16 protein-coding genes are annotated in these 24,218 nt (G+C 66.3%); all 16 read right to left on the reverse strand.

Annotated features, from left to right (window positions below; genetic code table 11):
* Positions 1 to 9: 9 nt before the first annotated feature.
* Entirely contained in the window at positions 10 to 729 is a 720-nt protein-coding gene (locus ACPDIT_RS09620; RefSeq protein ID WP_423442985.1) for a hypothetical protein, read from the reverse strand.
* A 1-nt stretch (position 730) separates the two neighbouring features.
* Complete coding sequence (locus tag ACPDIT_RS09625; RefSeq protein ID WP_423442986.1) at positions 731 to 2,125, reverse strand: hypothetical protein; 1,395 nt, start codon at positions 2,123 to 2,125, stop codon at positions 731 to 733.
* On the reverse strand, positions 2,110 to 3,861 hold the full coding sequence (locus ACPDIT_RS09630; protein ID WP_423442987.1) for a GspE/PulE family protein: 1,752 nt from the start codon (positions 3,859 to 3,861) through the stop codon (positions 2,110 to 2,112). Before ACPDIT_RS09630 ends, ACPDIT_RS09625 begins: the two co-directional genes overlap by 16 nt.
* A gap of 250 nt (positions 3,862 to 4,111) precedes the next feature.
* The gene (locus ACPDIT_RS09635; protein WP_423442988.1) at positions 4,112 to 5,095 is read right to left on the reverse strand and encodes a hypothetical protein; all 984 of its coding nucleotides are present in this window, start codon (positions 5,093 to 5,095) and stop codon (positions 4,112 to 4,114) included.
* Positions 5,092 to 6,687 (reverse strand): citramalate synthase, encoded by a 1,596-nt coding sequence (gene cimA / locus ACPDIT_RS09640; RefSeq protein ID WP_423442989.1) that lies wholly within the window; start codon positions 6,685 to 6,687, stop codon positions 5,092 to 5,094. The genes ACPDIT_RS09635 and cimA overlap by 4 nt, the downstream gene beginning before the upstream one ends.
* 753 nt (positions 6,688 to 7,440) lie before the next feature.
* Entirely contained in the window at positions 7,441 to 11,826 is a 4,386-nt protein-coding gene (locus ACPDIT_RS09645) for a glutaminase domain-containing protein (RefSeq protein WP_423442990.1), read from the reverse strand.
* A gap of 2 nt (positions 11,827 to 11,828) precedes the next feature.
* Entirely contained in the window at positions 11,829 to 14,303 is a 2,475-nt protein-coding gene (locus ACPDIT_RS09650; RefSeq protein WP_423442991.1) for a beta-L-arabinofuranosidase domain-containing protein, read from the reverse strand.
* A gap of 229 nt (positions 14,304 to 14,532) precedes the next feature.
* Complete coding sequence (locus ACPDIT_RS09655) at positions 14,533 to 15,615, reverse strand: rhomboid family intramembrane serine protease (protein WP_423442992.1); 1,083 nt, start codon at positions 15,613 to 15,615, stop codon at positions 14,533 to 14,535.
* 69 nt (positions 15,616 to 15,684) lie between these two features.
* Complete coding sequence (locus ACPDIT_RS09660; RefSeq protein WP_423442993.1) at positions 15,685 to 16,479, reverse strand: OmpA family protein; 795 nt, start codon at positions 16,477 to 16,479, stop codon at positions 15,685 to 15,687.
* A gap of 26 nt (positions 16,480 to 16,505) precedes the next feature.
* Positions 16,506 to 18,794 carry an OPT family oligopeptide transporter gene (locus tag ACPDIT_RS09665; protein ID WP_423442994.1) on the reverse strand — a complete coding sequence of 763 codons (2,289 nt, stop codon included), beginning with the start codon at positions 18,792 to 18,794 and terminating at the stop codon, positions 16,506 to 16,508.
* Positions 18,795 to 18,861: 67 nt separating this feature from the next.
* A complete protein-coding gene (locus ACPDIT_RS09670; RefSeq protein WP_423442995.1) occupies positions 18,862 to 19,374 on the reverse strand; it encodes a DoxX family protein in 513 nt (170 codons plus the stop codon).
* On the reverse strand, positions 19,371 to 20,033 hold the full coding sequence (locus ACPDIT_RS09675) for a rhodanese-like domain-containing protein (protein ID WP_423442996.1): 663 nt from the start codon (positions 20,031 to 20,033) through the stop codon (positions 19,371 to 19,373). The genes ACPDIT_RS09670 and ACPDIT_RS09675 overlap by 4 nt, the downstream gene beginning before the upstream one ends.
* A 39-nt stretch (positions 20,034 to 20,072) precedes the next feature.
* Positions 20,073 to 21,320 (reverse strand): DUF1573 domain-containing protein, encoded by a 1,248-nt coding sequence (locus ACPDIT_RS09680; protein ID WP_423442997.1) that lies wholly within the window; start codon positions 21,318 to 21,320, stop codon positions 20,073 to 20,075.
* Positions 21,321 to 21,769: 449 nt separating this feature from the next.
* On the reverse strand, positions 21,770 to 22,543 hold the full coding sequence (locus ACPDIT_RS09685) for a phosphate ABC transporter ATP-binding protein (protein ID WP_423442998.1): 774 nt from the start codon (positions 22,541 to 22,543) through the stop codon (positions 21,770 to 21,772).
* Positions 22,540 to 23,301 carry a phosphate ABC transporter ATP-binding protein gene (locus ACPDIT_RS09690; protein ID WP_423442999.1) on the reverse strand — a complete coding sequence of 254 codons (762 nt, stop codon included), beginning with the start codon at positions 23,299 to 23,301 and terminating at the stop codon, positions 22,540 to 22,542. The genes ACPDIT_RS09685 and ACPDIT_RS09690 overlap by 4 nt, the downstream gene beginning before the upstream one ends.
* Positions 23,302 to 23,308: 7 nt before the next feature.
* Positions 23,309 to 24,217 (reverse strand): phosphate ABC transporter permease PstA, encoded by a 909-nt coding sequence (gene pstA / locus ACPDIT_RS09695; RefSeq protein ID WP_423443000.1) that lies wholly within the window; start codon positions 24,215 to 24,217, stop codon positions 23,309 to 23,311.
* Position 24,218 lies beyond the last annotated feature (1 nt).

Consider the following 24,218-nt stretch of genomic DNA (forward strand, 5'->3'; position numbering starts at 1 on the left):
CAAAGAGGCTCACGACGAAGGTTTCGGTTTGGGTGCCGGCCGGCTGGGCACAGGCACGGCCGACGCGGGTGCGTTGGTGGCGGAAGAAGCCGGACTGGTTCGCGGGGCGGGGGCCGGGGTTGTGGCAGATCGGCCGGGGCCGGGCCGGGCCGGCGCGGCGGCTGGAACAGCGGTGGAAGCGGTGAGGGGTTTCTTTTGGTAACTGGCGACGAGGGTGATGTTGCCGGTGAGCCGCTGCCGCGGTGCATCGGGTCGCAGGGAAAGACCGCGAATGCGGGTCATGGAGCCGGCGCTGCCGATGCGATAGAGGAAATCGAGCAGGGCCCGCTCCTCGGCCAGCACGCTGATGGTCTGGCTGCGTTCGATGAAGAAGGGGTTGTTGGTGCGGGTGGTCATGCGGGAGCTGCCGGTGATCGTGACGCCGCTCAGACTGGCCTGGCGCTGAATGGTGCTGAGGAATTCGGTGCCCTGGTCTTCTTCCGGGACGGGTTCGTCTGCGGATTCGAGCAGGCGGATGCGGGCTTCCAGCCTGGGGATCTCGGCGATTTCGTTTTGGTAGCGCTGGAGTTTGGTGCGTGCGCCGCCGAGTTCGGTGCGAATCTCCTGCCAGTCGCCGAAATGGGGCCAGACGAGAAACATGTTGAGCACTAGGAACACCAGCAGGCCGATGCCGACGACCAGACGGCGTTCGCCGGGGCGCAGGTTGAGCTGGGAAAGCTTGGCGGCCATGTCAGTCTTCGGGTCGGCTGAGTTCCAGGGTAAAGTTCCACGAGACGGTGTTGGCGCCCGGGGTGCGGCGCTGGGTGAAGGGCTCGCCTTTTTGAGGGTCGAAGACCGGCCTGCCGCGAAGTTGGGCCTTGCGGAGGGCGCTGCTGAATTCGATGACGGCCATGACGCGGTCCTCCGGGCAGGTGCCGTTGAGGGTGAGACGGCGGCCGTCGGCGAAATCGAACGATTGTAACGTGGCGCCCTCGGGCAGGAGTTCGGCCACGAGCTTGTAGCAGTCGAGGGCGGCGAACCTGAGGTCCTGGCGGTCCTGGAGGACCTGGAGTCGGGCTTTCAATTGTGCGGCGTTGGTGTATTGGGGTGCGAGTGTCTCGATGCGGGCCTGAACGCGGTCGAGTTGGAACTGGAGCACGCCCAGGGCCGCGAAATAGACGATGACGCCCAGAAGATACACGCCCACGACCGCCGTCAGACCGGTCATCCAGATGCGGTCCACGAACTGTTGGCGATAGCGGGTGGCGTGTTCCTGGGGCAGGAGGGAAGGCAGGCCGTTGGCCTCGGCAGCGCGTTGTGCGGTGCGGCGGGCCAGCTCTTCGGGCGGGGGCGGCGGCTGAACGTCGATGTCGCTTTGGAGGGCTTCTCGCAGGACGGGTTCCCATTCGGCGGCGCTGACGGGACCGGCGACCAGGTGCCAGGTGGGCGGGCTGGTAAGCCAGCCGTCCAATTCGCCGGCCCAGGCGGCTTGCAAGAGTTGGCTGCGCACGGTGCCCACGCGGTCGCCGTTGCGCGGAAGCTGGAGGAAACTCAAGTTGCGCAACGTGCCGCCGTACCACCAGGCGACCAGGGCCAGGCCGGGCTGACCGAGTACATCCGCATGGATCCATGCCCCATCGGCCTGGATGGGCACCGCCGCCAACTGATCCAGCACGCCCAGTTCCAGCCGGTCCGGCAGAAAGCCGGAGGTCTCCAATTGTCCCAGGAAAGCTTCGACGGTTTCGCGGGCGACGATGACGACGACCAGGGTTTGCTGGCCGGCGGGTGCGCCCGGCATGGGGTAATACGTCCAGACGATCTGCGCCACGGGCAGCGGGGAGAGCCGCTCCAACTGCAGTTCCACCATCGCGCGGGTTTCGGCCGGATCTGCCGCCGGGAACTGTGCCACGCGAAGGAACACACGGTCCGGATGCAGCCACGCGATGTGGAGTCGGGGCTGCCAGAGGCAACGCCAGTCTTTGGCGGCCAGGGACCTGGGCAGGGGTTGGCCGGCAGGGAGACGGTCCGTGCGGTCCAGTTGAAGCCCGCCGGACCTGGCTACGAACCGCCAGAGGCGGTAGCCGTCCGGGCCGCTGGCCAGGACCTGACAGTCGTGAGGGCGGGTTTTGGTCAGGCGCGTACCCATGGGGCAGGTTTCTGGCCGTGGGCCAGCGCGTCGAGATGTTCCTCGATCTGGGTGACGCGCAGGACCTCTTCGATGGTGGTGATGCCCTCCTTGACCTTGTTCCATCCGTCGGCGCGCAAGGTGCGCATGCCGAGTTCGATGGCCTTTTGGGCGATGGTGGAGGCCGGGGCGCGATTCATGATCAGGGGCCGGAGAGCCTCGGTGACCACCAGCAGCTCATAAATGCCGGTGCGCCCTTGATAACCCAGTTGGCGACATTCCTCGCAGCCGACGCCGTGATAAAACCTGGCCGTCTCGATGTCCGCGGCGGGGAAACCGATGCGCTGGAGGTATTCCTTCTCGACCTTTTGCTCCGTTTTGCAGAGCGGGCAGATGGTGCGGACCAGACGTTGCGCCATGACGGCCTCGACGGAGGAGGCGACCAGGAAGGGTTCGATGCCCATGTCGATCAGGCGCGTGAAGGCGCTGGGCGCATCGTTCGTGTGCAAGGTGGAAAAGACCAGGTGCCCGGTCAGAGCGGCGCGGATGGCGATTTCGGCGGTTTCCAGATCGCGGATCTCGCCCACCATGATGACGTTGGGATCCTGTCGGAGGATGTGCCGCAGCCCGACGGCGAAGGTCAGGCCGATCTCGGGCCGCACGGCGATCTGGTTGATGCCTTTCAGTTCGTATTCGACCGGTTCCTCGATGGTGATGATCCGCTTGTGGACGGAGTTGATGGTGCTGAGGAAGGCGTACAGGGAGGTGGACTTGCCCGAACCGGTCGGGCCGGTGACCAGGAAGATGCCGTGGGGTTTGACGATGAGTTCGCGGATGAGCGCCTCGTCCCGGGGCGAGAAGCCCAGTTTGTCGAGGCTGAGAAAGATCTTGCCGCGGGTCAGCAGACGGAGGCTGACGCTTTCGCCATAAACGGTGGGGACGGTGGAGACGCGGATGTCGATTTCCTCGCCCTGGATCCGGACGTTGATGCGGCCGTCCTGCGGCAGGCGTTTCTCGGCAATGTTCATGCCGCTCATGACCTTGATGCGGGAGATGATGGCGGATTGGAACCGCTTGAGCTGGGGCGGCATGGGGATCTGATGCAGGATGCCGTCGATGCGGTTGCGGATGCGCAGTTCGTCCTCGGCGGGCTCGAAGTGGATGTCGGTGGCGCGGTTGCGGTAGGCCTCCCAGATGATCTGGTTGACGAATTTGATGACGCTGGCTTCCTGGTCGCCCTCGGTGATTTCCTTGTCCTCGCTGACCAGCAGTTCGATGGGTTCGTCTTCGGCCATTTCATCGAGGGTTTCCGCCCCGACGCCGTAATACTTTTTGAGTGCCTTCTCGATGTCGTTGCGGGTGGCCAGGGCGAACCGGACCGGTTGTCGGGCGTCGAACTGGACGGCGTTGAGCATGGCGGTGTCGAAGGGGTTGCTCACCGCCACTTGCAGGCTGCCGTCCTCGACCTGTGTGGGCATGACGGTGTATTGGAAGGCGACCTTGGTGGAGAGCCCCTTGCGGGCCTCGGCGGGGATGTTCAGGCGGCCCAACTCCAGGAAGGGCCAGTCCAGGGCCGCGGCCAGGCGGCGCAGCAGGGCTTCCTCGCTCAGGCCCCGTTCCCGCGCGACGAAGGCGGGGAACGATTCCTGCGAACCGTTTTCCGCGGCCACCCGCCAGCTCCGAACCAGGTCGTCCACCGGTTCGGGCGGGATCTCCAGGGCTTTGCTGAGCAACTGTTTCAATCCCAAGTAGGCCATCCGTGGTTGTTTCCTACCGACCAGCACAAACACCTGTCGGCCGCGAAAGTTGCGCGGGAAAGGCTTCCGGGAGCACAGCCGGACCGGCAGGGCGCTGCATGTTTTCGGCAGGGGCCGGGGCTGCCGAAGGACAAGGCGGAGCCGGCGGGTGGGGGAACGGCAGGCTGCGCGGGAATACGGCAGGCCGCTTTGCAAGGAGCTGACCGGGGTGGCGCATTCGACGGGCGGCGGATTGCTCGAGCGCGGCGGCTCAAGGCTGGAGGAAGTCGGCCGGTTTGCGTCCCCGCTGAAAGCGGTCGAAGCCGAACATGCCGGGCCGATACTCCCCGACCGGGGTGGCATCGGCCCGTTCGGGCACTTCCCGCCCGGTCAGCCAGTAACAAGCGTTGACGAGCAGACGCCGCAAATCCTCGCTCTCCAGGTCCACTGCGGCGCCGATGGTCGAGGTCAGGGCCCGGGTGGTGCGACCGTTGTCCCACCGATAATCCCGGATCCAGACCAGTGGCATGAGAGGTTTGTCAAAGTTGGGCGGAGAATCCGGGCGCATGCCGCGCAGCACCAGGCCGTGCATCAGGACCTGGTCGCCGGGCTGGAGGTGCCGGACGGTGTACACGTCGCTGGGGCCCCAGACGTCGCGTACGCCCCGCAGGACCGGATGCTCCATGAAGCGCCCGTCCACCAGGCCGCGGGTGCTTTCCCGGCCGTGATCGCCGTGGTGAGCCACCCAGGTTTCGCCCAAGACCTGCTGGCCGAAGCCGCCGGGCCAGGTGCGGCTGCGCCAGTCGAAGTGAGCATACGGACTATGCGGGTTGCGGCTGTACTGGAATGCGTGGGTTGCCGTGCGCAGGGCGATCAGGGGCTTGCCCGCGCGCAGATAGTCCACGAAGTACCGCATGTCGGAATCGGGCAGTTCGCGGAAGCGGAATTGGAGCACGACCAGATCGGCCTCGGCCAGGTGGTGCATGCCCGGAACGTTGGTTTGGTTGTTGGGGTCGATGGTGCCGTCCCGGGGGTCGATGGAAAACAGCACGGTGCATCGAAAGCCGTGTCGCCGGGCCAGCAGCCGGGCCAGCATGGGCAGGCCTTCCTCGGAGCGGTACTCCTCGTCGCCGGCCAGGAGAACGATGTGTTTGGGTTGGGCGCTCGGGGCGGGGGGCTCGAAAACCACCCATGGGTCAGCCCCTCGGAGAGGCGCGCCCCAAAAGCCCAACAGCAAGAGGAGCAGTCGTTTCATGAAGTGGACCGTTTGCGCCGGCGATGGCGGTGGTTGCGAAGGAGCGCGTACTCCAGGCTGTCGGCCAGGGCCTGCAAACTGGCTTCGACGATGTTTTCGCTGACCCCGACGGTGCCCCATTCTTCACGGCCGTCGGTGGATTCGATGAGCACGCGGGTTTTGGCGGCGGTGCCGGAGGTGCTGTCCAGGATTCGCACCTTGTAGTCGGTCAGGCGCACCTTTCGCAGTTCGGGGAACGATCGGACCAGGGCGGCGCGCAGGGCGCCGTCGAGAGCGTTGACCGGGCCATCGCCCTCGGCCACCGTGTGATGGACCTGGTCGCCCACCCGGACTTTCACGGTGGCTTCGCAAATGGATTCCTGGGCGTCGCGCCGCATGGAGACGTGATACGTCTCGATGGTGAAGAGCAGATTCGGGTTGTGCTCGAGCACGCCCCGGATGAGCAGGGCCAGGGACGCGGCGGCCGCTTCGTATTCGTAGCCCTCGTGTTCGCGTTGCTTGACCAGACGCAGGATTTCCCTGACCTCGGGCATGTCGGGATCGAGCCGAAAGCCCAGTTCTCTGGCCTTCAGCAGAATGTTGCTGCGCCCGGCCAGGTCGCTGACCAGCACCGTACGGGTGTTGCCGACCAGGGCCGGGTCGATGTGCTCGTAACTGGCGGTGAGTTTTTGCACGGCGTTGACGTGGGTGCCTCCCTTGTGGGCGAACGCGGCGGAACCCACCCAGGGCTGGCGCGGGTTGGGCCGCAGGTTGGCGATTTCATCGACGAACTGGGACAGTTCCTTGAGTTTGCGCAGGGAACGAGCGGGCACCGTGCGGCGGCCCATCTTGAAGGTCAGGCACGGGATGACGCTGGTGAGGTTGCAATTGCCGGTGCGTTCGCCGTAGCCGTTGATGGTCCCCTGCACGTGCACGGCGCCGGCCTCGACCGCGGCCAGGGCGTTGGCCACCCCCAGGCCGATGTCGTCGTGGGTGTGAATCCCCACCGGACAGGGCAGGGTGCGCACGGCCACCGCGGTGATGTCGGCCACCTCGCGCATGAGCGAGCCGCCGTTGGTGTCGCACAGCACGACCAGATCGGCGCCCGCTTCCGCGGCGGCGCGCCACGTTGCCACGGCGTAGTCGGCGTCCAGTTTGTAGCCGTCAAAGCAATGTTCGGCGTCGTAGATGACCATCCGGCCGTGGTCCTTGAGGTAGCGGACGGTCTCGCGGATCATGGCGAGGTTTTCCTCGGGCTTGCAGCGGAGGACCTCCTTGACGTGCAGCAGGGAGGTCTTGCCGTAGATGGTCACCACCGGGGTCTCGGCCTCCAGGAGCATGCGCACCTGTTCGTCCTGGTCCACCCGGACACCCTTGCGGCGGGTGGAACCGAAGGCGGCCAGACGAGCGTTGCGCCAGCGGCGGTGCCGGGCCTGGGCGAAGAACTCGATGTCTTTCGGGTTGCTGCCGGGCCAACCGCCCTCGATGTAATGGACGCCGAAGGCATCGAGGCGCTCCGCAATGCGGAGCTTGTCCTGCACCGAAAAATTGATGCCCTCGCCCTGGCTGCCATCGCGCAGGGTCGTGTCATAAATCTCGACTGCCGCTTTCATCGTTTGCGTCCGTGAAACACGCCAGTAGTACGTCAAAGACGCCCGCAGGGAAAGCCCATTGTGGAGCTCTGCACGGGTGCGGCGCCCTCGGGGGTTTCGGATTCCCCGAAAGCTCCACGGGATTTTGGGCTTCCACGGCACGGGAAGGCCCGGGAGAAATGGTTGTGTTGAGAGCCGTGGATTCCGGAGCTCAAGAAGCGGGATGCGTCCTCCGCTGTCCCCGGATTGCAGGGACCGATCCACATCGCCGAAGGCGCAGCCCATCCAGCGGCTCGGGGCAGTAAGCCCGGAACTGCAACCATCGAGCCGACCACCTCCGGAAAGGGCAGCATCCGGGGCGACCCCTCGCAAGAGCCGGGCGCGCTTCACCGAGTTCCACCCTTTGAGGGCCGGGCGAATTGCGCTACCCCGGTCGCTCTGGGCGTTACCTTGGGCCGATGAATCCTCGCCCCGTGGGGTCGGCTACAGACCGTACGGCGCGTGGAGCCCCGTTGAGACTTACAGGGCGTCCACGCCGAAGGTTGGTTCGACGCACGGCGGGATCAATCCGGGTTCCCGCAGCGTGAACCGTTCGGCCTCACCGACCCGGTTCTGGGCCCCGACGGTGGATGGTCCATACCTGTCCCCAGCGCTCCTGCACCGCCAGAGCGATCGGTCCGAGCCGCCCGAGCCCACCTTGCGCCGGCCCGGCCCCGGCAAAGCTGTCAACTCCGGGTCCTGGGCCGGCGGAGGCTACGGACGGTCCGAAGGGGCTCAGGGACCGGCCGGCTCGACGCGCACAAAGCCGACATCGATGTACTGGCCGCCGCCGGTCTGACGACACGTGACGGCCAGGAGGTTCTTGCCGGGTTTGAGGTGCGCGCGTGCATTGGCGCTGAGGCGGCGGTTGAAATAGTCCGTCACGTAACCTCGGAACCGGGCGATGAGGTGCCCGTTGAGGTACACGTCGGCGTCCTCGTCGTGGTGAATCCAGAGTTCCACCTGGTCGAGTGCTTCGGCCGGGATTTCGATTTCGCGGCGCAGCCAGATGCGGGGCGTGTTCCAAACGGTGCCAATGATGCTGCCCGGGGTGCCCGGGGTGCCGAAGCCGCTGCGGCCTTCCTTCCACTGGCGGTCGTCGAAGTCGGGCCGGAACCAGTTTTCCGGGGGCCGTGAGGTGGTGTAGCGCCAGAGGGCCGGTTGCGTGTCCGCGGCCGGGACGATCGGGGTGATCCTGGGGGGGTTGGGCATGGGCGCCCAGTTGGAGGCGCGGGTTTGGTCGCGGCGGGCCCATTTTTCCCACAGCGCCGGCTCGTAAAGCAGGGGAAGGAAGACGGCGCCCACCACGGGCCGTGCGGTGAAACCGACCCTGCGGGCCGTCCTGGTGTCGTACCAGTCCGTCATCGGGACGCGGTCGGGGGTTTCATTCAGGAACCGCCACACGGGCTGCACCAGCGCGTCGAAGTCCCTGCGATCCCCCGTGAGTGTGGCGGTCCAGAGGATCCAGTCGAGCTTGGTGTAGGTGGCACGGTTGTCGAGGGGCAGTCCATACGTGTTTTGGACGCGCCGGTAGAAGGCCATTTCCTTGCGGAACACCTCCTCCGGGAAGAGGTTCAAGCCGAGGATGCGGTCCCAGACGAGGTTGTATTTCTGGCTCCATGTGCCGGGTCGGTCGAAGGCCAGTCGGTAGTGGTCGCCGTCGTCGGCCTCCTGCATCCATCGCTGGGCGAACTGGCGTGCGGTGCTGAGGTATTCCTCGGCTTTGACCTTGTCGCCGCGCAGGGCGCACAGTTTCCCGAACGCGCCCAGACCGATGATGGCCTTTGCACTGAGATTGACGTTGCGGGCCAGATGCCCGGCGAAATCGTCGGTGCACAGTTGGTTTTCGGGATCGTAGCCCTTGTCCTTGAGGTACTGCGCCCATTGTTCGAGGCGCGACCAGTAGGGAATGGCGAAGAGGGCATTTCCGTCCACCTGGGCCACGGCCGCCATGAGGATGAGCAGGTTGCCGGACTCCTCGACGGGCATCTGGTTTTCTTCGGATCGCTCACCCCCGCCGTACACCTGGCCGTTGGCGTGGGGATACGTGCCCAGGTCATGCGGGGCGAAGGGGAACTTCCAACGGTCACTGGCGGCGTAGTTCAGATAGGGCACGAGGAACGACTTCGCCAGCGTGGGCCCAAAGAGCAGGAACTGGGGCGACATGGGATAGAACACGTCGGCGGTTCCGATGCACCCGTTGGAATGGTTTTCCTTGCAGAACTGGAGGGGCTGGCCATGTGCATCGGCCACGAATTTGCCGGCGGCGAAGCACTGGCGGTAGGCCAGGGCGGCGATGCGGGCGTACTGGGGTCCGCCCACGCGGGTCAAATCGGCCATCAACTCGGCATCGAACTGCTGACACTGTCGTTCAAGGGCTTCGAAGTCGGAAAGGGCTGCGCGCAAGAGGTCGGCCGCTTCCCACCCGTGGCGGCGCCAGTAGGGCCGCAGGTTGTGTCGCATGTACTGGATGGAGTAAAGGTCGTCGTAGGCCAGCATCAACCAGGCCCGCACCGGGGTGCGACCCACGTTGCCGAGGGCGGCGTTCCAGGCCGCCACGAGGCTGTCGGCGCGCACGGGTTGTTCGCTGCTGGTTCGTTCGGTGGGCCAGCGCTGGGAACGCAGGAAGGTCTCCTGGATCTCGAGGCGGGAGCCGGCGGTCAGGGCGCCGGGGGCGGCCGCGGGCACTGCCAGGTAGAGGTACCCCCAATCGATCCGAAGATCGTCTCCGCGTTTTTCCAGGATGGGTTGTTCCACGGACCCGATGCGAATGGCTTGCACGGGTCCGAAGTCTTCTCGCTGCCAGGTAACGGTTTGGTCGGGCTCGTTGACGGTGAGTTCTCCGGAGGCATCGAAATACAGCGCCACGCGATGGGCCCGGCCGTCCGTGGATTCCAGTTCGAAGGTCACGTAGGTGACCGGTCGGCTGAGGATGTCCAGATTCATGGGCAGGGCGGGTGTGAGGAACGTCACTTTCAGCCGGATTCCCGCGCCTTCGAAGGTATAGAGCGTGCGGGTGGGCAGGACCTCCAGCCCGGTTTGGGGCAGGGCCGGCACGCGGGCCGGGCTGGCGCCGAGGAAGCGCCAGGTGCGATCGTCAATTCGGATCAGGCCGGTGAGCCGATGGGGTCGGCCGGTCCAATGGGTGGTGTCCGCGTCGGTCAACCGGTCGGCGGGGGACCAGATGCTGAAATACGGATCATGGGCGACCAACGGGGTGGCTGGCGGGACCAGTTCATCCGGCCGACTGAAGCGTTTGGGGGGCGGGGTGTAGAGTTTGCGGGCGGCGGCGGCGATGAGGTCGGGATCCATTTTGATCACGGCGCGGTCGTACGTCATCAGCCCGTTGACTTCGATTTCGACGTCGGTGGTCTGGGTGTAGACGGCCGCCGCCAGACCTTGTTCACCCGTGAGCGGGTGCAGGCGACGGAGCAAGTCCAGGTACGCCTCGGTGAGTTCTTCGCGGGTGTTGTAGGTGCGGTAGCCCCAGTTGCGTTCGTCCTGCCAGGTGTGACCGCGCAAGGGCAGGCCCAGGCCGCCGAATTCGCCGAGGACCACGGCCCGTCGCTCTTCGCGGGGGGCGGTGCCGGGGCCGGGGTAGATGTGGACGTCGCGCACGTCGCCGCAGCCGCGATCGGTCCAGCCGCTGGCGTTGTTGACCAGGCGGGTGGGATCCCACTGTTTGATCAGGTCCACGATGCGGCAGGTGTCCCACTGGCCCCATCCTTCATTGAAGGGCACCCACATCACGATGCTGGGATGGTTGTAGAGGCCCTCCACCATGGCGCGCAGCTCGCGCTCGAACTGGGCAGCGGATTCCGGAGAGCGGGTGATGTCGGGGTCGTTGGGACCGATGTAGCGGTCGCCGCTGGGCATGTCCTGCCAGACCAGCAGGCCCAGTTTGTCGCACCAGTAGTACCAGCGGGCCGGCTCGACCTTCACATGCTTGCGGGCCATGTTGAAGCCGAGCTTCTTGGTGATCTCGATGTCGTAGCGCAGGGCCTCATCGGTGGGAGCGGTGTACAAGCCATCGGGCCAGAAGCCCTGGTCCAACGGGCCGAATTGGAACAGGGGCTGGTTGTTGAGGAAAAGGCGGTTGATACCCTCGGCGTCGCGCGCGACCGAGATCTTGCGCATGCCGAAATAGGACTGCAATTGGTCGCCGCGTTTGCCCTTGTGGTGCAGGCTCAACTGCAGGTCGTAGAGGAACGGGTTGTCGGGCGACCAGAGCCGCGGGTTCGGGATGCGCGCCTCGACGCGCACGACGGCGGCCCCCTCGGTTCCGGCCGGGACGGGCGCGGTCAGTCGCTGGACCAGGCGACCGGCTTCGCGGATTTCGGCCTGCAGTTCCCAGCCTTCGCCGGGATTGCGGCAGCTGGCTTCGATTCGGAGCGTTTGGGCGTCGATGTCCGGCGTGAGTCGGATTCTTTCGATGTAGGTCTCCGGGACGGGCTCCAACCACACGGTTTGCCAAATGCCGCTGGTGGGCGTGTACCAGATGCCGTGGGGGTTGCGGACCTGTTTCCCGCGCGGTTGATACCCGGCATCGGTCGGATCCCAAACGGCCACGACGATCTCTTGTTCGGCGCCCGGCCGCAGCGCTTCGGTGATGTCGAAGCTGAACGCGTCGTAGCCGCCCCGATGCTGGCCCACTTCGCGGCCATTGACCCAAACCACGGTTTCCCAGTCCACGGCCCCGAAGTGGAGAAGCACGCGCTGGCCGGCCCAGCGGCGGGGGAGGCTGAAGGTGCGGCGGTACCAGAGCCGGTTGGTCTCGTACACACGCCGCATCACGCCGGACAGAGCCGACTCCACGGGGAAGGGCACCAGAATCTGCCCGTCCCACCGGGCAGGCTGGGGCGCGGTGCGGTCGGTGATCGCGTACTCCCAGAGGCCGTTGAGGTTGAGCCATTCTTTGCGGACCATTTGCGGCCGCGGGTACTCGGGATGGACCTTGTCCGGGGAGACGTCCCTGGCCCATCGGGTCATCAAGGGGCCCTGGGCGGGCTTCCACGTGGATGCCGAACGAGAAGCGCCGAGGGCGGCGCCGGTCCCCAGGGCGAGCACGAATGCCAGGCCAACGGCCCAACGCGGGATCAGGATGCGGGATGCGATTTTCATGGTCACTCGATTCTCCATTCCAAGATGCCTCCGGAAAAGCCGGGTTGCAGTTGCACGACCAGCCGCAAGGCCGTGGTGGTGACGGGGTCCAATTCCACGGTGTTCCATTGATCGCGGGCCACGCCGGGGGCGGTCCGGGTACGAGCCGGCTGCCACGTTTCGCCCACGCGGTAAAGCACCTGCCAGGAGGCGGGCACGCGGCATTGCCCCACGCCCGTGTCATCGAACCAATACACCGCCACGCGCCGAACCGTGCGTGGTCGATCGAACTCGGCCTGGACCCATTCGGAGGAGCCGCGGCGCGGCCACCAGGTGAATCGCGGGATCCTGTGATCGTTGGAATGAGCCGGTTCCAGCCCGTCGGCCAGGGCGTCCACGGTGTCGCTTTCGAAGCAATGCGAAGCGCTGGGGCGATAGGCGGGCGGCCGGGGCCGAGGAGGCGGCGTCCAGCGATGGGCGGTGGGCTCTGCACTCACAGTGGGAAAGGCCGCGATGCGCAGGCGCGCCGCACCCATCGGGATGAGCGTGACTTCCTCGACGGGTTCGGTGGAGAAGGCCGGACTGGGTTGCAGCGGGGCGACCATGTTCAGACGATCCAATTGCCATTCGGGGATGCGACGCGCCCGGGCCCGGACGCGGAGCGGGGTGGTTTCCGGAGTGAAGGGTTGAGGGGCCAGACGAGACCGGGCGGCTTTCTCCAGCTTCAGACCGGCCGTGGGATGGTTCGGGTCCAAAACCAGCCCGTAGTTCCAGGCCGACGCCGGGAACACTTCCCATTCCGGCCAGCCCGGCACTCGCTCGCCGTACTTTTCCCAACGCTCGCGGATGGCGAGAGAGAAGGCCAGCGGGCCGTAGTGAATGGAGACGGCGTTGTGATTGGTCGGCCAGGTGCGCACCGTCAGCCGCATGGGCATCTGCCACAGGATCGTGTCCCCGTCCTGCCAGGTCCGTTCCCACCGGAGGTAGCGGCCGGGTTGAGCCTGGATGGATACGGGGCGACCATTGAGGGTCAAACGCGGTGTTTCGCACCAGGCCGGCACGCGCAGGTACAACGGGAACCGCACGGGTTCGGTGAGAACCAACTGGATGCGCACCCGGTCGTCAAACGGGTACTCGGTCTGCACGCGTGCATGCACCACGGTCCCGTGGCCGGCGCGGGCGCGCACTTCGCAAGGGGCATACAGCGAGACGGCCAATCCGTTGTCGGGCGTGGCCAGCCAGAGTTCCTCGGCGTAATAGGGCCAGCCATGAGAGACATTGTGCTGGCAGCAGCGATACACCTCGTAGGGGCTGTAGGAGAACATCGTGCCGCTGTTCTGGATGCCCGGGGCCTTGTTGTGTCGGTCCAACTGCACCTGGTTGGCGCAGGTGATGTAGTGCAGGGCCTTGTGGTCGGGCGTCAATGCGGCTGGGAAGGAATTGAAGGCGATTTCTTCACAACGGTCCGCCCACACGGCAGCCCCGGTGATGCGCAGCAGCATTTGGTAGCTGTGCATGAACTCGACGATGCCACAGGTCTCGATGCCGCCGCGAGGATCGATGTAACCGGGCCGAACGTTTTCGTCGCCCACGAAGCCGCCGCCGGGGAACTGGCCGTAGGTGCGCATGACCTTTTGCCAGTTGCGTTCGGCGGAGTCCCGGTGGTCGGGGTCGTGGGTGAACATCCATGCAATGGTACCGGCCCGAAAGCCCTGCGCGATGTTCACGTTGTGCCAGTTCACCACGTCCCGGTGCCAGGCGGGCATGTTTTCGTGAATCTTGCGCGCCAGGTCCAGCAACCAAGGTTCACCGGTCCGGTTGTACAGCCAGAGGACGCTCTCGATGTTGTCGCCGGCACGCAAGGGCGGCCAGTATCCGACACTGAACGCGCGGCCGGGGAGTCGATGCTGCCACTGAAAATAGCGGCGCATGGTCTCGAGCACGCGCGGGTCCCCGCTGAATTCGTAGTAGCTCTGGAAGACGTTCAGCATGACCATGTGCGGCCACAGATCCGGTTGACCGTCCAGGCTGGTGAGCAGATCCCGCGGGCCGAACCATCCGTCTTCCCGTTGGGAGGCCATGGCGGCCTCGATCCAGCGCCGGGCCTCGGCCATCAGGCCGGGGTCGTTGAGCACGTAGCCCAGATCGCCAAACCCCTTCAGCCAATAGGGCATTTCCTCCCAACCCCGCTCGCCGCGGCCCTCCGGGCTGGCCCACGCGCTGCGCGCAAAATCCAGCCACGGCGACAGTTCCTTCAACCGGCCGACCATTCCCTCCCGGCTCAGCTCCAGTTGGTGGCGCAGCCAGCCCTGGGGCACGATGCTTCCGATGGGCAATTTGAGAAACGGGCTGGGCTCCAACGGCGGACGATTGCCGACGTAGAAGTGGTTGGTGCCGGACCGGGGCGGCATTTCCATGACTGTGATCGAATCAGCGGCTGCGGCCATCCAACAGCCGATTCCGAGGCAGAGCAACACGGTTCCGCAGGTCGCGTGCATGGTTTTCTGGTCTTCACGGCCGGCCTGCCGGACCGCGTCGGCCGGAGCGCAGCGACGCTCCACCGGACGATCGCAGGGGCCAGCCCGTGCTGGTTCGCCGTTCAGCCTACCGGTTCGCCGCCCCGGAGCAATGCCATCTCGACGCTGCGAACCACGGCTGGCCGGGCCTCCCATCCACCACCCTCAGGATGGGAGAGAACCCGACGCCCCGTCATGTGGCATGAAGTGGCTACAGGACGAGATCGTCCACGGTCGGTTCCCGCCGCTTCCAAAGGTACCAGGCTGCCAAACCGGCGGCTGCACCGCCCAAGTGTGCGGCCGCAGAGACATCCCCGAGCCCATGCAGCTGCATCATCAACAGAAGGCCCTGCATGAGCGCCCAAAGGACCAACGCGCCCCAGGCTGGAATCCGGACCAACCGCCAATAGATCAGCAATCCCAGCCGTACCCGGGGAAACTGCAGGGCGTAAAAGGTGATGAGCCCGGAAATGCCGCCGCTTGCGCCGATACACGGAACCTCGGAACGGGGCTCGAGGAGAATGTGCAACACGTCGCCGGCGAGCGCCGCGCCGCCCAACAGCAGCAACCACCGTCTCCGGCCCAGGAAATCCTCGACGTTGTCGCCGAAGACCAGCAGGAAATACAGATTGGAAGCCAGATGGAGCAAGCTGCCGTGCAAGAAGAAACTCGTGAGGAAGGTGAGCCCGCCCCAGCGCCACCAATGGTTCGGGACCAGGCCCCAAGTGGCCACAAGATCCGTGCTTGCCAGCCAGGTGGCGACGGTGGCCGCGACCATCAACAAGCCCGTAATCAACGTGGCCCACGGCTGGCGCGCCGGCGCGGGGGCGTTCAACTCCACCGGCATGCCAAAAAGCATGGCCAGATAATGCCCCGAATGCAGGTCGGCTTCGGCGTGCTTCTCCTCCTCCCGACGCAGTCGCTCCAAAGCTTCCCGGGTGCGCAACCGCTCCCGGGCCATCTCCGGATGCTCCGGCGGGGCCTCCGGCACCGTGGGCAGCTCCCCGACGTCGAACCACACCGTCAAACAGGGACGACAGGCGTCCAGTTCCAGGGGCGGATCTGTCAATGAAAACCGCTGCATGGGCCGGGCGCAGAACGGGCACGTGACGCCCACGCTCCCGGGCTGCATCCGCATTTGCCGGAGCAATTGGACAGCGAACCGGTCCCCGGCCATGCGACGTAACTGGGGCACGGTGACCGCGCGGCCTCCACACTGGTCACATGCAAAATAGAGACCACCGCGGTGCCGCACGGTGTGCAAGTGACCCTGGCAGACCGGGCAACTCAACATGGGGCCCAACCTTTCCTTCGACGGGGATCCGCTCTCTCCGTTTGCCGGACCATCCGAACGGCGGACGGGTCAGGGTGGCGTCCCGGGCGCAGCCGGCCCGGCGGCCTCCGATGGCGCCTCGGGGGACCACGGGGCCGGTGGCGCGGCGCGCTCACCCGAAACCGGTGGCACCGCGGCCGACTCCGCCGGGAGCACCACAATTTCAATGCGTCGGTTGCGGGCACGACCCTCGGCGGTGCGATTGTCCGCGATCGGGCGATACTCGCCATATCCCACCGCCCCCAGACGCCGCGGGTCCAGCCCGCATTGTTCAGACAGGAACCGCACCGCGGCCGTGGCGCGGGCCGTGGACAGCTCCCAGTTGCTGGGGAACCGGTGTCGGGCGGCCGGCCGGATGGGCACGTTGTCCGTGTGCCCGGCCACGAGCACCTGCCGATCCGGGTGTGCCGACAGAACCGCGGCCACTTTGCGCAGCACCGCCTGACCTTCGGGTTTCAGATCCGCCTCGCCGGAGTCGAAGAGCACCCGGTCCAGAATGTCCACCGTCAACCGGCCCTGTAATTCGGAGATGGTGACATCGCGCGATTCCAGCGCGGCCTGCATCTCGGCCAACAGGGTGTCACGCTGCCGCACCTCGGTCTCGCGTTCGGCCTCCAGGTCCCGCAAGCGCGCTTCCAGGCCGGTGTTTTGTTCCCGGAGCCGGGCCAACTCCTGCTCCAGTTGATCCGCGCTGGCTTGAGCTTCCGCGAGAGCCAACCGGGTTCGGACCACCTCCTGGTGTTTGGCGTAGCTGACCAGGCCCAGCACGGCCACCAGAAACACTGCCGTGACCACCGCCGCGATCCAGGGGAGTTGCCGTTCCATGCCCGGGCTCCTGTGGAGTGATTCGTTCAAGACGCGGGTCCGACCCCCTGCGACGAAGGCGGCGACCCGGTCCGCCGGAGGGCGCGCCGCTCCACCCAAACCAATCCCGACGCAAGCAACAGGAAGGGAAGCAACGCCAGCCAATCCGCGGCGGGGCCTCCGTAGAACGGATTCCGCGCGGCGGCCCACTCGCTCAGCCGCCGGTCCAGGTCCGTCATCAGACCGGCCAAAAACGCGATCCCGATGCCGGCAATGGCGCCTCCGGCAATGTAGCCGCTGGCCAGCAACACCCCGGGGCTGCGGTCGCCCAGGATCGCAGCTTCCTCGGCGCTGAGGCGCTGGTGGCGGCGCCGGCAGCGGTCCACCCACGCGCGCAACAGTCCCCCGACAAAAATTGGTGTGGAAGCCGAGATCGGCAGATATACGCCCACGGCAAACGCCAGGGACGAAACCCCGCACAACTCCAGGATGGCGGCGATCATCACGCCGAAGAGCACCAACCCCCACGGCAGTTCACGGTCCAGGACGCCCTTGATGATGTAGCTCATCAGCGTCGCTTTGGGCGCATCGAATTTTTGAACCTCCGAGCCGTCGGGCCGTGTCCGGAAACGCCCGTTGATCCCGGGGTCCACATACCATACCGCCCGGCCTTCATCGTTCACCAGGTATTTGCCCGGTGGCCCGCCCTCGGCCGAGGTTTTATGCCAGCCGCGGTAAGTGCCGGGATCCTGGCGGCCTTGCGGTCCGGTCAACCGTTCCGGTGGACCCAGCGGGGCGTCGGCCGGCACCTGCAAGCCGGGGGCAACCCGGGCCGCCGGTACATACACCGTGGCCGCTTCGTTCAACCGCAGCAGGATCGGGCCCAGCAACAACGCACTGGCCGTGGCACCGATCAGGATGGCGACCTGTTGCGCGCGCGGGGTGGCGCCCAAGAGAAAGCCGGTTTTGAGATCCTGCGAAGTGGTCCCGCCGTTGGAAGCCGCGATGCAGACGATTCCTCCCACCGACAGCGCGGTCACGTAATGCGCCGGCTCGGTCCAACCCAGGCTCAGGAAAATCAAACACGTCAGCAACAGCGTGGCCACCGTCATGCCCGAGATCGGGTTCGAGGAAGAACCAATCTCGCCCGTCAACCGCGACGACACCGTGACGAACAGGAACCCGAACAACACGATCAACACCGCGCCGAGCAGATTCATGTGCAGCGGCCGCGCCAGCAGAATCGCCACGATCAGCGCCGCAATACCGCCAAGCACCCAGGTCATCGGCAGGTCGCGCTCCGTCCGATGCACCGGACGGTTCCCTTGGACCGCCCGGCTCAGATCGCTCAGCCCGGAGCGGATCCCGTGCATCAGCAGGGGCCACGAACGCAACAAACTGATGATGCCCCCGGCGGCCACCGCCCCGGCGCCAATGTACAGGATGTACGCGCCGCGCAGGTCGTTCGGCGTCATCTCCGCCACCGGGATCGTCCCGGGCGGCACCGGACCGGGAGCGGCCCCGGCGAAAAACCGGATCATGGGCATCAGCAGCAGATACGACAATGCTCCGCCGGCCATCAGGATCCCCGCAATCCGGGGACCGATGATGTAACCCACCCCCAGCAGCTCCGGCGAGATCTCCGCCCCGACGGACCCGCCCCGCAGCGGACCTCCCAGCAGCCGCTCCGGCACGTCCTTCCACAATTTGAAGGCGGACATGAGCGTCTTGTACAAAAGCCCCACTCCGAACCCCGCGAACACCGTTGCCGCGTTCAAGCCGCCGGTCGGCCCCGCCGAGGCCACAGCGGCAGCGCCGGATTCCGCGTTCTCCGCCGCGTCCCGCGCGTCCTTCCGAACCCCGGCCTTGAGCACCTCGGCACAAGCCGTCCCCTCCGGGTACTTCAACACGCCGTGCTGCGCCACAATCAGGGCCCGACGCAACGGGATCATCATGAGAATCCCCAACAGCCCGCCCAGCACGGCCACCAGCATCACCCGACTCAACTCCAGATCGAAGCCGAGAATCAAAATCGCCGGCATCGTCACCCCCAGCCCGAACGCAATGGACTCGCCCGCCGACCCGGCCGTCTGCACCACGTTGTGCTCGAGGATGGTGGCATCGTGCCCGCCGGCCTTGCTCCACAGCCGAAACAACGCCAGCGAAATCACCGCCACCGGGATCGACGCACTCACCGTCAGCCCCACCTTCAGCACCAGGTACAGCGAGGAGGCTCCGAACACCATCCCCAGCACCGTCCCCAGCATTACCGCCCGGAGGCTCAGCTCCGGGACGTGCTGGTCCGGCGCAATGTAAGGTTTGAATGGACGCATCATCGGAAAGCCCTGCCCCGCCGCGCCATCGGTGCCTTCATGCGCCATGAATCCTCGCGACCGCGGGTCTTCATCCGGTTTCCGGTCCCGCCGCAAAACGTCCGCGCACCAGGTCGTAGCGAAGGGCCAGCGGACGTCCCCGGCCCGTCCAGCCCACCCAGACGGCCGCCGCCGTCAGCACGAGGTTTTCGGCCAGTTTCGGGCAGATGTAGACCTCGCCCAGACCACATCCGCAGTCGAACTTCACTGCGCAAAAGGGGATCTGCAGACTGGCCTGCAGGATCCATGCATGCCGCCACACCAGCCATGTAAACGGCACCAGCATGGCCGTCAGCAGCCAGGCCGTGCCCCGCACCGCCACGCCCGTCACCATCAGCAGGCCGCAAAACACCTCCAACCACGGCACGGCAATCGCCACGGTATTCAACAGCCAGGGCGCGGACACGAGTTCGTATTGTCGCACTGCCTTGAGAAAGGCCACCGGGTCCCACGCCTTCACCAGGCCCATCGACAGCATCCAGGCCCCCAGGGCCCACCGCAAAACCAGGCCGAGCCATTCTGCTTTCGAGACGGACCGGTTCATGGGAAGGAGGATGTACCCGCCGAGGCACTGTCGGGGGTGGACGTTTCCACCGGTTGCCCTTTCTCCACCCACTCGTGAAAACCGCCCACGTAGATCACCAGGCGTTCCCGGGGCACCCCCGCTTCATGCAGGAGGGTGGCCGCCAGCTCCGCGTCCTCGCAACGACCCCCGCTGCAGTACACGATCACTTGATCCGCCCGCAGGCACGCTGCCAGCAACTCCAGCAGTTGTTGCTCCGGGCGGTAGGGATCGAGCGGTCGCGCGCCCGGGATGTGCCCGCGGCGGTATTGGGCCTCGGGCCGGGCGTCCACCCAGATCACCTGTCCCGTGAGACGGCGCGGGTCTTCGAACGCCTCGGCCACCCGCGCAAAGGTCCAGGCGGTAAACCCGCGGGCTTGCACGCGGGATACGGCTTCCGCTTCGAGCGCCCCGGGATCCTGGCTCGCGGGGCGGTCCTCCGCGGGCCGGGGCGCTTCAGCCTCCACTTTCGCCAGCGGGAAGTAATTCCGCGTCCACTGCAGGCCCCGCGGAGAAACCGCGTTGGCCAGCCAGCCAAACACCAGCCCCGCAGCCAGCACCAACACGGCCTCGCCCAACACGCTCACCAGGGAACGGCCATCCCGCGGAGTCCCGGCGGCATCAGCAGGGTTGGAGGCCATGGCAAAACTCCGGCTCCAGGGCGGTTGCGGCCGGCTTCGCTAGGCCCCGGGCAGGGGCGGAAACTCCGTCGGGGGCCGCGTCGGCCGCGGGCCTGCCGCCGGGCGGGCCGGGTTCGGAGGCACTGGCGGCGGCGCCTGCTGCGGAGCCGCGCTGGCCGGCACCGGTGGGGCGGGCCGCGGGACCTGGGGCGCGTAGGCCGGCGTCCGCACCTGGGCGATGGGAACGCGCACCAACGGATGTTGTGGGTGCGAGGTTCGCGCCGTCAACGCCAGCACCTCGCCCGGTGCCAACTGAAACCCGGCGGGGAAATGGAGTTGCAGTCGAAAATACTCACCCAGCCTGGTTTCCTGCACGTCCACCGTGACGTTGGTGTGGTTGACGGCGACTTCCGAGAGCCGGAGCCGGTTGGTGCCGTTGTTCATGACGCTGACCTCGACGGTCTGGGCGGCCGGCAACGGGCCCGGCCCCAACTGGATGAACGGCGGGGCCACCGTCACGACCGGATCCAGCAACACCAGCGCGGTCAGGTTGAGGACGGGCAGGTTCGTGGAGGAAGTGGGAATGCTGATCACCGCCTGCGCATTACCCGTCGGCGTGGGACCGGCCGGCGTGATGACCAACTCGAATTCCCGCCCGGGGACGCGTTCGATCACTTCCGCCTTCAACAGCGGATTGTTGCAGGAAGGGTTTTGTAAGCGCAGCGGCGTTTCTTCGTGGCTGAGGATCTGAACCACGGCGCGAGCTTCGTGAAACCGCTCCACATTGGCGCGCAGGGTCGCATATCGCGGATTCATCTCGATCGGCGTCCACAGGTTCGCGCGCAACTGCAGCGTGACATTCGGCTGCCGCGGATCGTTGCAGCTCAGGGTGACCGTTTTGATCACCATCCCCTGGAACCCCGCGGTCGTAAGTTGAACCGGAAGGACGCCGAACTGACCCGGTTCCACGCGCCGTGTCCACTCCCCGGCGGTGGTGCAGCCGCAGGACGCATGCACATTGCTGATTTCCAGCGGAGCGGTGCCCGTGTTCGTGAAGTAAAAGTCATGCCGAAGCACGGTGCCGACCACGACCCTGCCGAAATCGTGGATGGGCGCCGCGAAATGAATCCGGGGCGCCGGGGCCTCCGGGGCGGGCGGAAGAGACGGCGCATTCGGTGTCGGCGGGGCCAGGGGCCCGGGATCGAACGGTGTTTGTCCCGACGCGCACGCAGCCCACCAAACCCAGACGAAACACAAGCCCGGCAGCAGGGTTGTCCCCGGTCGCTGCCCCCGAGACGCTGCTTTCATAACAGCTTCTTTCTATCCCAAGCCGAACACACTTGCAAACCCGGGCCGTGCATGGAAGGCCCAGACCCGACCCTCCCGCGGTCGTTCCCGTTCCGTGGACTCGTGCCCGACCCGGCATGCATTCGGCTTTGGAGCTCGAGGGACCCGGCCGCGGCAACGGCCCTGAAGGTCCCGACCGGATGCCCGGGGGGCATGTGTCGGCCCGGAGCCGGATCCGGCGAGGCCTCAAAACTTCTGCAGGGCACCGACCGACGGTTCCGGGGCCGGCCAGATCAGCCCGCGCCTTCCGCTCCCGGCGCCGGTTTGGAGCGCCGGGCCGGCTGCTCCAGCGCCCCCCACGAGGGTGCGGCCGCGCCCCTCCGCACGGCCCTCCGACCCATGTGCCCCCGAAGTGCCGCGGCACAAGAAAACCGGCAGCGCCCGAAACCAACGGACGGCTTGCAGCCCCCTCAACCGTAGCGGCCCTCGATGTACTCCGCCGTTTTCGGGTCCCGCGGGTTGAGGAACAGATCCTCCGTGCGGGCGTGTTCCACCACCCGGCCCATCAGCATGAAGATGCATTCGTCGCTGATCCGCCGGGCCTGCGACATGTTATGGGTGACGATCAGGAACGTGTAACGGCCGCGCAGGCTCAGAATCAGCTCTTCGATGGCCCGGGTCCCGTCCACGTCCAGCGCCGAACAGGGTTCGTCCAGCAGGATCACCTCCGGCTTGAGCGGCAACAGCCGGGCCAGACAAAGCTTTTGTTGCTGTTCCAGTTGCAGTTCCGTGGCCCGGTGGTGCAGTCGGTCCTTCAACTCGTTCCACAGGCCGACCTCCCGCAACGCCTTTTCCACCGCCTCGTCCAGCATGGCCCGGTTCAACTCCGACCGCGGCGTGTGGATCCGCAGGCCAAACACCACATTCTCGTAGATCGAGAGCGGGAGGGGATTGGGCCGTTGAAACACCATGCCGACCTGCCGCCGCAATTCGATCAAGGAGACGTCGGGGTCGTAAATGTTGCGGCCCAGCACGTGGATCTCGCCGGTGATGGTGACGTCGCCATACCGCTCATTGATGCGATTGAAACACCGCAACAGGGTGGTCTTGCCGCAGCCCGAAGGCCCGATCAGTGCGGTGATGAGCCCCTGCCGGATGCGCACGTTGACGTCCATCAGGGCCTGGAACCGGCCGTACCACAGGTTCAGCCCCCGCGTGATCAGGCTGTATGACGAGTCGCTCATCCGAACAGCCCCCGCACGTACTCGTATGTGCGCCGGTCCCGCGGGCGATCCGAGAAGATCACCTCGTTGCGGTCCAGCTCCACGATCTCTCCCTTCCACAGGAACATGGTGCGATCGGCCAGCCGTCGCGCCTGCTGCGTCAGATTCGTCACCATCACGATCGTCATCTGCGGGCGCAGTTGCCGCAGCACCTCCTCGATGCGCATCGTGGTCACCGGGTCGATCGCAATCGAGAACTCATCCAGGCAGAGAATCTCGGGCCGGTGCGACAGCGCCCGGGCGATGGTGAGCCGTTGCTGTTGCCCGCCCGAGAGTTTGGTGCCCAGCGTGTGCAGACGATCCTTGACCTCGTCCCAGAGCGCGGCCTGGCGGAGGCACTGTTCCACCAACGCGTCCAGTTCCTCGCGGCGCGTGATGCCCGCACAACGCGGCGCAAAGGCCACGTTGTCGTAGATGCTCATCGGCAGGCCCACCGGCAGCGGCGTCACCATGCCAATGCGCCGGCGCAAGGCGTGCACGTCCTTCATCTGTCGCACCTCCACGCCGTCGATCCGGATGCTTCCCTCGACCCGGGCCCCCGGGATGAGCTCAATGGTGCGGTTCAAACACTTCAACAACGAGCTTTTGCCCGACTGGGCGGGACCGATGATGGCCAGAATCTCCCCCCGCTGCACCGTGAACGTCAGGCCCCGCAACACCTCCTGCGGGCCGTACCGCAGGCGCAGGTTTTCCACCTCGATTTTGGGCCGGTCGGACATCGCTTCCTCACCACCGCTTGCGGTTGCGCATCCAGATTCGCACCCCGATGGCGGTCGCGTTCACCAGCAGGACCGTTCCCAGCAACACCACCGCCGTGGCATAGGTCATCGACTCCGGCACCCCCGGCACCTGCGTCGCCAGCGTGTACAGGTGCATGGACAGCGCCATGCACTGCTCTTTCAGGTGATAGGGAAACAGGTCGCCGCGCTCGACGGCCTTGTAGAACACCGCCCCGGTGAACATGATCGGCGCCGTTTCCCCGGCCGCCCGACTCACCTGCAGAATCACGCCGGTGAGAATCCCACTGATGGCGTTGGGCAGCACCACGGCGCGAATCGTTTGCCACCGCGTGGCGCCCACGTTCCAGCAGGCCTCGCGAAACGCCATGGGCACGGCCGCCAGCGCCTCCCGCGTGCTGGCAATGATCACCGGCAGCGTCATGATTGCCAGCGTCAGCGAGGCGGCCAGGACCGAATACCCCAGGCGCGCACCATAGACGAAGGCCCCCAGGCCGAACAGCGCGTGCACAATGCTCGGCACCCCGGCCAGATTGATCACCGCCAGTTGAATCAGCCGGTTCAACCAGTTGTCCCGCGCATACTCGTTCAGATAGACCGCCGCCAGCACGCCGATCGGGGCGGCCACCGCCAGGGACAACCCCACCAGGTAAACCGTCCCGACAAATGCCGGCCAGATTCCCCCCGCCCGCATGTGATCCCGCGGGATATCCAGAAGGAATTCCAGGTGGAGCGAGGGCCACGCCCGCCACAGCAGATAGCCCACAATGGCCACCAGCGGCGCCACCATGCAGCCGGCCATGACGCCCAGCACCCAGCGGGCCCGCCGTTCCGCCGCTTCCTTGCGCGCACCGTACGGACTGCGTTGAAACCGCCTCGGGGTCTCGCTCCTGTCCATG

The organism is Limisphaera sp. VF-2 (genome assembly GCF_049537125.1).
In the GTDB taxonomy this organism is placed as follows: Bacteria; Verrucomicrobiota; Verrucomicrobiia; order Limisphaerales; family Limisphaeraceae; genus Limisphaera.